Origin of the sequence: Paenibacillus sp. PL2-23, assembly GCF_040834005.1 — a bacterium.
Lineage (GTDB): Bacteria > Bacillota > Bacilli > Paenibacillales > Paenibacillaceae > Pristimantibacillus.
Window position 1 is genome coordinate 4,261,032 of record NZ_CP162129.1, and the last position, 13,487, is coordinate 4,274,518.

The window sequence follows — 13,487 nt, forward strand, 5'->3', positions numbered from 1 at the left end:
TCCATGATTATACAACAAAACCTTCTTCCTATACGCTTAAATTGTCAAATCGTTCCTGCACGCCAAAAACGGCTGCAGCCCAAACTTCTGGCTGCAGCCGTCCTATGCCGCGTCTAGCTTCGATTCATAACCACAAGCTTCAGCTCGGTCATATCCTCGATTGCATATTTGATCCCTTCCCGTCCAAGTCCGCTTTCCTTCACGCCGCCGTAAGGCATCTGATCGACACGGAAGGTCGGAATGTCATTAATCATCACTCCGCCGACATGCAGCTTCTCTGCCGCGTCCATGGCCGTCTTCAAGTCGCTTGTGTAGATGCCAGCCTGCAGGCCGAAAGAGGAATCGTTCACCTGCTCGATTGCCTCGTCGATGGAGGCAACCTTGTTCACAACAACAACCGGCGCGAAGGCTTCCTTACAGGAGACCTGCGCTTGGGAGGGCACATGCAGCAGCACGGTGGGCAGAACAACGCCGCCCTCCCGGGTCCCTCCGCAAGCGACCTCGGCGCCCAGCGCCTTCGCTTCCGCGATCCAATCCAATACACGCGTCGCTTCGCGCTCCGCAACCAGCGCGGAGACGTCCGTATCGGGATCAAGAGGATCGCCGACCTTCAGCTTGCCGACAGCAGCAACGAGCCGCTCGACGAAGACATCATACACCTTCTCCATCACATAGATGCGCTGCAAGGAAATGCAAACCTGGCCTTGATTGGAGAATGCCCCAACCGCGCATCGCGCCGACACGGCATCCAAATCCGCATTTGCGTCGATAATAACCGCTGCGTTCGAGCCCAGCTCCAGCGTCACGCGCTTAAGCCCCGCCATCGCGCGGATGCTCGCGCCGACACCGGCGCTCCCCGTAAAGGTAATGGCCCCGACACGCGGATCCCTTACGATGCTTTCGCCCAGCAGCTTGCCATCGCCGGTCAACACATTCAGCGCGCCATCCGGCAGTCCCGCTTCCGCGAACAAGTCCGCGATGAAGAAGGCGGAGAGCGGCGTCTGCGGCGCCGGCTTCAACACAACCGCATTGCCGGCAGCGAAGGCCGGACCAAGCTTGTGCGCAACGAGGTTCATGGGGAAATTAAATGGCGTAATCGCGCCGATCACGCCAATCGGCTCGCGCACCGTATAGCCGAAGCGCCCTTCGCCGCCGGGCGCGGCATCCAGCGCAAGCGTCTCCCCATGAATCCGCTTGGCTTCCTCTGCGGCGAACTGATAGGTCTGGATGGTCCGGTCTACCTCCGCATATGCGGCCTTCAATGGCTTGGCCGCCTCCAGCGCGATTAGCCGCGCCGCTTCCTCCCTGCGCTCGGAGAGCAGCTGAGCTGCCTTCCCCAGGATGGCTGAACGTCTATGGGAGGGCAGCTCCCGCATAACGGGCCGCGCCAGCCCAGCAGCCTCGATCGCCAGACTGACCTCCGCAGCCCCGCCATCAGCAATCTGGGCGATCGCTTCCTTGGAATAAGGCGCATACAGCGTCGTATAGCTTGCTGTCTCTACATGCCGGCCGCCAATCCATAGCGGTTTCTTCATGATCATTCCGTTTCCTCCTCCCTGTCAGATGGACGCCAATAGTTGCATGGCGTTGTTATAAGCAGCTAGACGCTTCGCTCCAGGGCTGCCAGCCCCAACGCCAGCGCGCCGCACAAGCCAGCATTGTCGCCTAGGGCCGGCGCCACGATATACTGATCCAGGCCGGTAATCAGCGGCGCCGCGCTGACATATTGGTTCAGGCTGCGGCTGACCTCGGCGCGGACCATCGGCAGCAGCTGCTTCTGATGCATGACGCCGCCGCCCATAATGACGCGCTTAGGAGACAGCAGCAGCACGGCTGTCGCTACAGCCTGGCCAAGATAATAGGCTTCCAGCTCCCAAGCGGGATGCTCCGCCGGCAGCTCGCTGCCCTTCACGCCCCAGCGCCGTTCAATCGCCGGTCCGGCCGCCAGGCCTTCCAGGCAGTCGCCGTGATAAGGGCAGCTCCCGGCATAGCCGTCATCGGGATGCCGTCTGGGCAGCATATGCCCTCCCTCCGGATGGACCAGCCCATGTACGAGCCTTCCTTCGGCATAGACGCCAATACCAATGCCCGTTCCCACGGTAAAATAAACACAGCTGTCCTGCCCCTTCGCCGCCCCCCAGGTCGCTTCCCCATAAGCGGCTGCATTCACGTCGGTATCCCAGCCCATCGGGACGGGAAACGCCCGTTTCAGCGTATCAAGGAATGGAAAGCCTGACCAGCCGGGCTTCGGCGTCGTTGTGACGCAGCCGTAGGAATCGCTCTCCGGATTCAGATCGATGGGCCCAAACGTACCGATGCCAATCGCTTGCACATCCTTGCCGGTGAAATAAGCCATCACCTGCTCCATCACCCGCTCCGGCTGCTCCGTCGGAAAGCTGACCCTGTCTTCTATAACGCCATTCTCATTGCCAACGCCGCACACAAACTTCGTGCCGCCGGCTTCAATTGCTCCAATTCTCATGCTTGGTGTCTCCTTGTTATTCATAGATCGATTTCATGGTCCACACATCGAGCGAGGATATCATCAGGCTGTGCCTGCCTTCCAGACGCAAGCCCAGTGCATCAAGACGGCTTGGATACACCCGAGTTGTCAAGCTCTTAAGCCCGTTCGCATAGGCTTCCACCATTGAACGGTCCACATATACGCGAAGCCTCAGCGGCTCGTCCTTAAGCTTTAGCTCGCCTTTCTGCACGCCGCGAGAACGTTCCTCCGCAGACAGCGTCGTCTTCTCCCGGTTCACGCCAAGCTCCTGGCGCGCGCGATCGTAGAAGATGAGCGTTTCCTCCTCACGCCCCGGCGATTGTCTGATCCACAGCCCTAGCGGCTCTTCATCCGCGACCTCGAATTCCACCAGAATTTCGAGCATATCTCCCGCGATCGAAGTCAACGCCTGATTAGCTTTCTCTAGGGTTACACTGCGGAGTGAACACAGCCGTTCTCCGCGCAGCGACTCCAGCTCCGCAATCGGCTCTATGCCTAGCCGGCCGTCTTGACGCAGGTAAATGCAGACGGGCAGGCCGGCGTTATGGGCCCAGCCGGAATCGTAATCCAGCTGAGGCGTCCTCTCGCCTTGCGCAATCGTGAAGATGATATTGCGGCCTGTCTTGGGGTCGACCATACCGCTCGGTCCGGTGAAATGGAAGTCGCCAACATCCATGTATTGCGGCTCCGCTTCATCCGGCACAAACCGAATACGCTTTCTGTCAAATCCACCGATCCAATAGAACACCTCGACATCGGCACCTGGACCAAGCGGACTAATTAAGAACACGTGCTTTTCCCGTCCGTCAGCACCGTATCCAAGCGGCAGCAGTACGGGCAGCTCCCACATGTTCCCCAGGTAGGGAAAAGCCTCCGGATCGCTGACATAGAACGGGCCGTGATAGGTCCAGTCCAGCATATTCTTTGATGTATACGCAAGTGCTGTTCCGCCCTGTCCCTCTGTTCCCGAGCCAATGAGAAGATACCACATCTCGCCTTCCTTCCAGACAAAGGGGTCACGGAAATCGCCGAACATCCCTTGCCCCTTCTCCTGTACGATTAGCGGTACGGGATGCTTCTCCCATATCGTCAGATCGCTGTCCCCGTCCTTCAGATAACGGCTTCGGGCCAGGCCGACACGCTGATTCGGCGTCGCGCTGTCATCCCCTGCCGTGAAGAAGAGGGCTGGAATGCCGTTCTCATCATAACAGGCGCTCCCCGACCATACGCCATCGGGATCGACGGCTTCCTTCTCAGGCGCAAGAGCGATGGGCATATCCCGCCAGTGCACCAGGTCATCGCTTACCCAGTGCCCCCAGTGGATCTGCGCCCAATAAGGGCCTTGCGGATTATGCTGATAGAAGAGATGATATTTGCCTTGGAAATAAATCGGCGCATGAGGCTCGTTCATCCAATGGACCGGAGGGCTCGCATGGTATTGCGGCCGGTGCCGGTCGCGTAGCAGCGGCGTTCGATCAAGCCCAATAACCTCAAGAGCGATAGCTGGAGCCGCGCCGCCATGAGGAGCTAAAGCTGCCTTACAAAGAGCAGCAATTTCAGCCACGCCAAGAGCGCGGCTGTATATGCGCACATCGTCCATCAAGCCATCGAACATATTATGGCGGAACGCCTCAGCCAGCACGGCCGCTTGATTATTTTTCCCAATCCATAGAGCCTCACGGCTTGTTGTCATGCCCTCCCCTTCAGGGAGTGCCAGCTCAGCCACCTGCGCTCCGTTCAGATAAAGCTTCATCGTCGCTTGCTCCGTGCTGAAGGTGGCCGCAACATGCGACCATTCTCCCTTCGCAAGCGGACGGTGCAGGCACCACAGCTCATGCCACTTGCCGCCCGCTCCTACTTGAAGCGACCAAGAGCCATGCCTGTACATGCCAAGCACATAGCCCTCAGCAGCTTCGCGATTGTGCTGGTTCACAATGGCAGACAACCGTTTCTCCGCGCCCCACTCATAAGATCGAGGCGCGACCCATGCCGCGATCGTAAAGGCTTCCTTCAGCTTAGGAGCCGTATCCGCTTCTCTCGTTATCCACGTGGAATACCCGTCGAACAATAGCGCGCCGCCTTGAATGCCCGGACGCCACTGCGGGTCGGCTTTCTCTGTAAATCTGCCCTGTAGCAGAGCATAGGCAATGGGATCGCTTATGCCGCTTACCGTATCCAAAGCCACTGCGCCTTGGCCTTCATTCAGCTGCCAATGTGCGGCGAGCCCACTATCTGTTATTGGCATCTTATTGTCATGCTCCATATTGAATATATCCCTCCCGTCGGATAACCGCCTAACCAGCCGCTCCCGTGGTCTGGGAGGTGTAGATGGATTGCAGTGGGTAGATCCGCAGCGATCGCAGCACCACATCACCGCCATCCGCGTAAAGGCTAATCCCCTTCTTCCCTTCTATCGGGAATATCTGATCCGTCATAACAAGTCCGCCATCTCCTGCGAATACTTCCAATGAAGAGCGGTCCAGCCACAGCTGCAGCTTTATTCGATGATCCTTCGCCGCCAGAGGAGCGGCATGCTTGCAGCCGAACTCAACGTGAAAATCCAATAGGCCGGAATGTGTGCGGTCAATGAACAATTCCTCTTCCGCCGCGTCATAGCCGACGCTCGTCCAGCTGCTACCCGAGCTCAGGCGAATGCCGAATTCAGAGGCTGTGCCCAGCTCGAATTCCACCTCAAGCTGAATCAGCCCATCTTCAGCTTCGTCCAGCTGGAGGTGCTGCGAATCAACCCTTTTGTCTATCCAGACACTTCCTGGCAGCCTGAGCCCCTCATAAGCCTCAACAACTTGCTGTACTAGGCGCGGGCCCTGCTCCTCCTGCCGCAGCGTCAGCTTTCGCGTCAGCGTCATGGCACCTCTCCAGCCTTCCGTCGGAATCTGATTCGCGTATTTCCAATTGTTCATCCAGCCGATGAACAATCGTTCCGACTCTACGCCTGGAGCGTCAGACCAGGTGACGCCTGCGTAATTGTCCCGTCCGTGATCCAGCCACAGCACCCTGTCCGCCGGATTGTCATTCGAGAACGCCCAGCCGTCGAATTCTCCGATAAAATATTGCGTGCGCGAGCCTTCCGGACAATTGGGATTGTCGCCTATACTAACGATCATAACCCACTTTGACGCGCTTGCGCCATCTTCAAGCGGCAGCTCGAACAGATCCGGGCATTCCCAGACGCCGTCATGGGACCCCTCGGCACTGCCAAATTCGCTTGCGAACGTCCATGCCTTCAGGTCGGGCGAGCGATAGAGGAACAGCCGGTCTCCCGCAGCCAGTACCATGATCCAGCTTTGCGACGGCTTATGCCACAATACCTTGGGGTCCCGGAAGTCGGGATATCTCTCGTCTGCTAGTACCGGGTTCCCATCGTAAGGAATCCACGTGCGGCCTTTATCTTTGCTGTAGGCGATGCTCTGGCGCTGCTTGGACAGATCGGAATTCGGAATCATCTCCGTCTGGGTATAGATGGCGACCAGTCCGGCTCCGCCGTCGAAGAAGCCTGACGTGTCATGCCAGTCCACAACTGCGCTGCCGGAGAAGATCATCCCGTTGTGATCGGGATATAAGGCGATAGGATAATGCTCCCAGTGAACAAGATCCCTGCTGATGGCATGGCCCCAGTGCATGGGTCCCCACACACTGCTGTCGGGATGATACTGGTAGAACAAATGATATTCCCCGTCGTAATAGACCATGCCGTTAGGATCGTTCAGCCAATTGGCGGGCGGGGTGAAATGAAGCTGCGGTCGCAGCGGATGATCAAGATTATGCTTCATCGGTTTCTCTCTCCTCTACTCCACTATCGATAGAATGGGCCGGGAGCATGAAGCCTTCCGGGAAGGCTTCATGCATCCGGCCGCAAGTTATGTTATTTCTGAGCTTCCTTGTAACGGTCAAGCGCTGTTTGATAAATGTCCATCAGCTTATCTAAGCCCATATCCTTCACCGTTTTTACATAGTCGTCCCACACCTTGTCAGTCATGCCATCTACGATAAATTTCGCGCGCTGCGTGTTGACATATTTAATCAGCTCAGGCTCGATTTGATTGATCTCATCCAGCTCCTCCGGCTCAAAGAAGATTGTCGGATAGTTCTCAGCCTCCATATAAGGCTCATAATACTTCTCGAGATCGGCTTTCCGCTGCTTCGCGCGCGGCTCCATATCGACAATCGTCTTGAAATGCTCAGCCGTAATGACGCCCGCGCCGTTCGGAGCGACCTTCTGGCGGAATTCGCCCATCGACACGCCTTCCTCAAGCGGCAGGTTCACAAGCTTGCCGCTTGCATCCTTTTCATAAATGATGCCGATTGGACCCCAATGAATCTGGGCCGCCATATAAGGCTCGTATTGCTGATCGATCCAGCGCATCGTAATTTCCGGATTATCGTTAGCGCTAGTGATGACAAACGCGTTCCGTCCGGGACCGCCGCCATTGCCTCTGCCAATTGTTTTCTGTCCCTCAGGACCCGTAAGAGGGGGAACAAGCGCATAATCCGCAGCGCGGTCCGTTCCGACAACCTCTTCAACCTCCCACCACACGTAGGAGCCGAGCGTCACCTCCGGCGTCTTGCCCTTGGCAAGATATTGAGGCGCATCCTGTGTGAACGATTCCGGATCAATCAGGCCTTGCTCATACCATTTCTCGTTAAAATAAGTCAGCGCCTCTTTGTACTCCGGCTGTGTCGCCGTAAATATGACCTTGCCGTCGCGGACGATCCGGTGCTCCAGATTGTCCGGCATGCCGAACGCTCCGAACAAGCCGGCGATGTCCATGCACCACTGCATATGCATGAAGCTGAGTGGAATTTCGTCAGCCTTTCCGTTGCCGTTCGGGTCCTTCGTCTTAAATGCGACAAGCGCTTCCGTATATTCGTCCAGCGTCTCCGGAAACTTCAGCCCCAGCTTATCCAGCCATGCCTTGTTAATCACATGGAAGAATGGATTCGTGCCGAGCTCATTCTCCTCCCAAGTCGGCAAGCCGTAGATATGGCCGTCCGGCGCCGTAATCGCCGCTCTAATGTCAGGACGCTCCTCCAGCAGCTGCTTCAGGTTCGGCGCATATTGCTCTATCAGATTCTCAAGCGGAATGATCGTGCCGTCTTCGCCATACGTGATTAACTCAAAATCGGAAAATTGCGAAGCATAGAAGGCATCAGGCAGATCGCCGCTTGCGAGCAGCAGGTTTTTTTTCTCGGCATAATCGGTATCCGGGATGTTGTTCCATTCAATGTGTACATTCGTATCAGCTTCGAGTCTTTTGAAGATTTCCATCTCATTGTATTCGGGAGCAAGCGCCGCCTTCGGCGAAACGATGGATAACGTCACTTTTTCGTTTACAATCGGAAGCCCTTCCTTGTTGAAGCTCGTGACGGCGTCTGCTTTGCCTTCCTTCGATTCCTGATTGCCGCCATTTCCGGTGCAAGCCGTTACCATCAGACTTGCGGCCAGAACAATACTGACTACCATTGACCCTGTCTTTTTCATTTCAGGTGATCCTCCCTTTTAGGTGCTATATCTTTGTTACATCTATCATCAACCGAGCCGTTCCGCGGTTTAACGAAACTCGGCGATAACCAAGCGAATGCCTCTAGCCTTTGATGGAGCCGATCATGACCCCTTTGACGAAATAACGTTGAAGGAATGGGTACAGCACCAATAACGGCAAGCTTGCGATAATAATGACGCCGTATTTGATCAGCTCCGTCACTCTGAGCTTCGCCGCATACGATTCCACGTCGATCATCATGCTGGAGTTCACCTGGTTCTGCACCAGAATATTGCGCAGCACAAGCTGCAGCGGGTACTTGGCTTCCTCATTCAAATAAATCATGGCGTCAAAAAATCCATTCCAGAAGCCTACCACATGGTAAAGCACCATAACGGCGATAATTGGCTTCGACAGAGGCAGCACCATGCCAAGGAAAAATCTTGTATTGGAGCAGCCGTCGATGAACGCGGCTTCTCGCATTTCGTCAGGGATTGTGCTCTGAAAGAACGTACGCACGATAATAATATTGAACACGCCCGCCGCGCCGGGCACGACCAGCGCCCAGATTGTATTAATCATGTTCAAGTCTTTAATCAGCAAGTAGGTAGGAATCAGTCCCCCGCCGAAAAACATCGTGAACATAAAAAACCACATAAACGCGTTGCGTCCAACAAGATCCTTCCTTGCCAGCGGGTACGCCGCCATAAGTGTTATGGTCACACTGATTGCCGTACCTACGATCGCATACAGCATGGAGTTGCCATAGCCGATCCATATGGACGAATCTGCGAATATCCGCGCGTATCCATCCAGGGTCAGCCCTTTTGGAACCAGCCATATTTCGCCGGAATAGATCATATTAGGGTCGCTGAATGACGCGATGAGAACAAAATAAAGTGGATATAAAATCAGCAGCATACCGATTGTCAGAAGCGTATAGTTGATGGCGTCGAACACAACATCGCCTTTTGATTTGCGTGCAAACCACGTATTCACAGCTATTCCTCCTACCACAAGCTCGTTTCCGTCAGCCGTTTGGCTATCCGGTTCACTGTTACTAGAAGCACAACATTGATGATCGCGTTGAACAGGCCGATCGCAGCGGAGAAGCTGTACTGGGCTTTCTGAATGCCGAGCTCATACACGTACGTCGGGATGATATTCGAGGCCGCGTAGTTCAAATCGCTTTGCATGAGATACGCTTTCTCGAAGCCAACGCTCATGATGCTGCCGACTGCCAGCACCATTAGAATAATAATTGTTGGCATAATGCTCGGTATATCGACGTGCTTGACCCGCTTCCACTTGCTCGCTCCATCCATAATCGCCGCCTCGTGAAGCTCTGGGTTGACGCCAGCCAGAGCAGCCAGATAGATAATGGTCGCGAACCCTGTCTCCTGCCAAATACCGGACAGCACATACAACGGACGAAACCAGCCTTCGTCAGCCATGAACAGAATCGGTTCCCCGCCAAAAAAAACGATGATATGGTTCACAATGCCGCTGTTCGGAGACAGGAATACGCCCAACATGCCCACAAGCACAACCGTAGAGATGAAATGCGGCGCGTAGATAACCGTCTGTACGAATTTTTTGTAACGCTTCGCCAGCATCTGGTTCAGCATAAGCGCTACAATAATCGGAATTGGAAAGCTGAAGATGAGCGAATAGACGCTTAATAGAATCGTATTTTGCATAATCGGCCAGAAATTGTACGCTTCGAAGAACCGGACAAAATGCTCGAAGCCCACCCACTCACTGCCCCAGATCCCTTTGCTTGCTCGGAAATCCTTAAACGCAATTTGAACGCCATACATGGGGTAATACTTAAACACTAGATAAATCAGCACCGCAGGCATTAGAAACAAATACAGCTCATAATTTTGTTTGATCTTAACCCAGGTGCGATTGCCGCGTCTGGATGCCGAGCTTTCTGCAGGCTCTGCTGTTCTCATTCTTTCATTCCACCTTCCACCCTCTTGCCCTTCTAATACGAAAACGTTTACGTCAATCGCAAAAATAAATCTGGACCTGCTTTTATGATTCCGTAAAATCAGATTTATTATGCAGAAAAACGTTTACGTAAACGTTTGTCTTGATTATAAGCGCTTTCACTTGTGGTCGTCAACCCTATTTTACAAATGAAATAGTTGTTGTTCAGCTTTCACATATTGTGAAGAAAAAATCCGCTCCCTATGCGGCAACGGACGGTTGCCCTGGGAGCGGATTTCAAGAAGACAATCAGCTGGATTGTCTGACTATAAGATGAGCTGTCAGTCTATGCTCCTGAAGCGGCGCGTCCTCATTGTCGATACGCTCCAGCATCACCTTGGCCGCCTTCACGCCAAGCTCGAAGGAAGGCTGCTCAATAACAGAGAGCGGCGGTGACGTAATACGCGTCCATTGAAATTCATCGTAAGCGACGACCGCGATTTGATCAGGCACGGCAATTTTTTTCTCTTGCAAATAAGACATCACACCCATAGCCATTACATTGTCCGCAACGAATATAGCCGTAGGCCCTTGTTTCATTAAGGTCTCCGCCATCTTGTAGCCGCTGTTCAACGACACTTCACCCATACAGACAAGCGCCTGATCCTTCTCTATGCCGGCTTCGGACAATGCTTCGAGATAACCTTCATAGCGCTCCTTGGTCGTCGTAAGCGTGTTCGGCCCGGATATATAAGCAATTCTTGTATGCCCCTTGCCAATCAGCGTCTTGACCGCTTCCAACGATACCATCTTATTGTCGACGACAACACTGTCTCTCTTGCAGTTGTTCGGTACCCGATCCAAATAAATAACGGGATAATCGCCAAACAATCGCTCATAATCGACTTCCATGCTCGAAGGCGCCATAATAAGCCCGTCGATCATCTGGGAGCCGAGCATTCGAATCTCATCCGCCTCGAAGCTCTCTTCCTCATGAGAATCGCTTAGGACAAGATGATACTGGTTGGCCTTCAAGACGCTTTGAATGCCTGCCGCGACCGACATGAAGAAGTAATTCGAGGTCTCCGAAGCCAGGATCGGTGCTAAAAATGCAATAACATGCGACTTCCGGCTTCTTAACGAACGCGCCACGGCATTGATTCGGAAGTTCAGATCATCCATTGCCTGATGCACCTTCCTCTTCGTCTCCTCGGACACGAAACGGGTGCCGTTGATGACATGTGACACAGTCGCCGTCGATACGTTAGCTTTTTTCGCAACATCTTTGATGCTTATATTTTTATTCCCGCTCATAGACTCACACCCATGCTTCGCATTCTTTTGTGCAAATCGTTCAGCTAAAGCGCGAATAAGCACGCGTAAACGTTTACACAGGTCTACTTTATGTGAATTGCGCAGGTTTGTCAATGACGATCGTCTAATTTCAGCAAATACGGCCTGGCTTTTCCTACGACTTCTTCCGATAAAACAATGGATGGTTGCCCGTCAGCTCCTTGAACACTCTTCCGAAATGCGTCACGCTGCCAAAGCCGACCCTTCTGGCAATCACATTCACCTTCAGCGATGTGCCCTCCAGCAGCTTCTTCGCCTCCTTAATCCGCACGCTGCTCACATATTCCGTGAAAGCAAAGCCCGTGGCCGCTTTGAAGGACCTGCTCAGATAATAGGGGCTGATATAGAACTTGTCGGCCAGAAGCGGGAGCGACAGCTCCTCCATATAATGGCCGTTAATATAACGGACAATCTCCGACATCTGGTCATGCATCCGGCTGGGAGAAGACGGCTGCTTCTCGGTCTCCTGCCGAGCCTGACGGCAGCAGGCGATCAGGAGCTGAACGGCTAGCGCTTGGGCGAACAGCTCGAAGCCCGGCTGTCGCTCCCGCATCTCCAGAAGCATCTGACGAGTGATGGTATCCATTGACAACCGGTCGCGCAAGGAGCCGTTCACGATTAAGTAATCACGTTCGAATAAGGGCTGGAGCGTTTCTCTATGGGTGCCGTCAGCCGAAAAATACCGTTCATGCAGGTTCACGATAAACCGCTCATGCTGCGGCTTCTCCGTATTGGTCGTCCGGTGCAGCACGTTCGGCGCGATGATGACGATGTCCCCTTCGCTGATCGTCAGCGTCCGGTCTTGAAGGAAAAACTCCCGCATGCCGGACATCAAATAATAAATCTCGAACGTATCGTGGAAATGGCTGACTGGCATATGGTGGCTAAGCGCCTTCCGATGGGATACAACGAAGGTTTCCGTATCATTGCGATAATTCAATTCTTCGATTTCGCTCCCCTCCCCTTCCCCATGTATACACTCCATTATAGCGCAAAATATAAGAAGAAATCATCAAAACAAGCAAAACAAGTACATTTTCCAATGATAGAATGTAGTTAAGATACAAGTTCAAAAAGAAGGGAAGATTGTTATGACAGCATCCACATCCGTAATGACGCCCATCGAATGGGCAACCAAAGCTTGCGAGGCGCTTATGGCTAAGTTCGAGCCGGAGCAGCTTCCTCCCGACCGATTCCATTATCACCAAGGCGTATTTCTGTCGGGCATGGAGAAAACGTGGCGGCAGACCGGCGAGCAGCGGCTGTATGACTACATGAAGCGTTGGGTGGACAGCCAGATTCTCCCCGACGGAAGCATCAAAAAGTTCAATCCAGACGAGCTTGACGACATTCAACCGGGCGTGCTGCTGTTCACGCTGTATGAGCAGACCGGCGACGAGCGTTACAAAAAAGCGCTGCATACCCTCGTACCCCTGCTGAAGTCGTGGCCAACCAACCCATCTCGGGGCTTCTGGCATAAGGGTCGTTACCCCAATCAAATGTGGCTGGACGGCCTGTACATGGCCGGTCCAATCGCTGTGCAGTTTGGCCAAACCTTCGGCGATAGCGAATACTTCGACATGATGACCTTCCAAGCCCTTCTCATGGAGAAGCATACCAAGGACCCTGTCACCGGCCTGCTGTACCACGGCTGGGACGAAACGAAGGAAGCGGCTTGGGCGGATCCCGAGACGGGACTGGCGCCAGAATTCTGGGGCCGCGCCATCGGCTGGTACCCTGTTGCCCTGCTGGAGATGTTCGAATACATGCCGGAGGATCATCCCGACAAGCCTAAGCTTATCGCCATCCTGCAGGATCTGCTCGTCGCGCTGATCAAATACCAGGATCCCGCCACTGGCCTCTGGTATCAGGTCATCGACAAGGGAGACCGTCCGGACAACTGGCTGGAGAACTCCTGCACAGCGCTGTTCGCGCATGCGATCGCCAAGGCCATCCGTTTCGGCTATCTGGACGAGAAATACCTTCAGTACGCCTGGAAAGGCTACCAAGGCGTCATCGACACGCTAACGTTCGACGACAACGGCAACGTTGTTATCGGCAAGATCTGCATCGGCACGGGCATCGGCGACTACGCCCATTATATTGCCCGCCCGACAAGCGAAAACGATCTGCACGGCGCCGGCGCGTTTATCCTGATGTGCGCGGAGATGAATCTGGCTGCGGCCGCGAAATGA

At 54.2% G+C, this 13,487-nt stretch carries 10 protein-coding genes; 1 reads left to right on the forward strand and 9 read right to left on the reverse strand.

The window, feature by feature from the left end; translation table 11 throughout:
• Positions 1-113 precede the first annotated feature (113 nt).
• From AB1S56_RS18795 to AB1S56_RS18835, 9 genes are all read right to left on the reverse strand, one after another.
• Positions 114-1,535, reverse strand: coding sequence for an aldehyde dehydrogenase family protein (locus tag AB1S56_RS18795; protein WP_340871275.1), 1,422 nt, complete (start codon positions 1,533-1,535; stop codon positions 114-116).
• A gap of 65 nt (positions 1,536-1,600) precedes the next feature.
• The gene (locus AB1S56_RS18800; protein ID WP_340871232.1) at positions 1,601-2,482 is read right to left on the reverse strand and encodes an ROK family protein; all 882 of its coding nucleotides are present in this window, start codon (positions 2,480-2,482) and stop codon (positions 1,601-1,603) included.
• 16 nt (positions 2,483-2,498) lie between these two features.
• Entirely contained in the window at positions 2,499-4,766 is a 2,268-nt protein-coding gene (locus tag AB1S56_RS18805) for a GH32 C-terminal domain-containing protein (RefSeq protein WP_340871230.1), read from the reverse strand.
• A gap of 31 nt (positions 4,767-4,797) precedes the next feature.
• On the reverse strand, positions 4,798-6,294 hold the full coding sequence (locus tag AB1S56_RS18810) for a glycoside hydrolase family 32 protein (protein WP_340871229.1): 1,497 nt from the start codon (positions 6,292-6,294) through the stop codon (positions 4,798-4,800).
• Between the two features lie 92 nt (positions 6,295-6,386).
• Positions 6,387-8,003, reverse strand: a complete 1,617-nt coding sequence (locus tag AB1S56_RS18815) for an ABC transporter substrate-binding protein (RefSeq protein ID WP_340871228.1) — start codon at positions 8,001-8,003, stop codon at positions 6,387-6,389.
• A 103-nt stretch (positions 8,004-8,106) separates the two neighbouring features.
• Entirely contained in the window at positions 8,107-9,003 is an 897-nt protein-coding gene (locus AB1S56_RS18820; protein ID WP_340871227.1) for a carbohydrate ABC transporter permease, read from the reverse strand.
• A gap of 11 nt (positions 9,004-9,014) precedes the next feature.
• Positions 9,015-9,962, reverse strand: coding sequence for an ABC transporter permease subunit (locus AB1S56_RS18825; protein WP_340871226.1), 948 nt, complete (start codon positions 9,960-9,962; stop codon positions 9,015-9,017).
• A gap of 286 nt (positions 9,963-10,248) precedes the next feature.
• Positions 10,249-11,253 carry a LacI family DNA-binding transcriptional regulator gene (locus tag AB1S56_RS18830; protein ID WP_340871225.1) on the reverse strand — a complete coding sequence of 335 codons (1,005 nt, stop codon included), beginning with the start codon at positions 11,251-11,253 and terminating at the stop codon, positions 10,249-10,251.
• Positions 11,254-11,407: 154 nt separating this feature from the next.
• A complete protein-coding gene (locus AB1S56_RS18835; protein ID WP_340871224.1) occupies positions 11,408-12,232 on the reverse strand; it encodes a helix-turn-helix domain-containing protein in 825 nt (274 codons plus the stop codon).
• Positions 12,233-12,383: 151 nt separating this feature from the next.
• Between AB1S56_RS18835 and AB1S56_RS18840 the strand changes: the two genes are divergently transcribed.
• A complete protein-coding gene (locus AB1S56_RS18840; protein WP_340871223.1) occupies positions 12,384-13,487 on the forward strand; it encodes a glycoside hydrolase family 88 protein in 1,104 nt (367 codons plus the stop codon).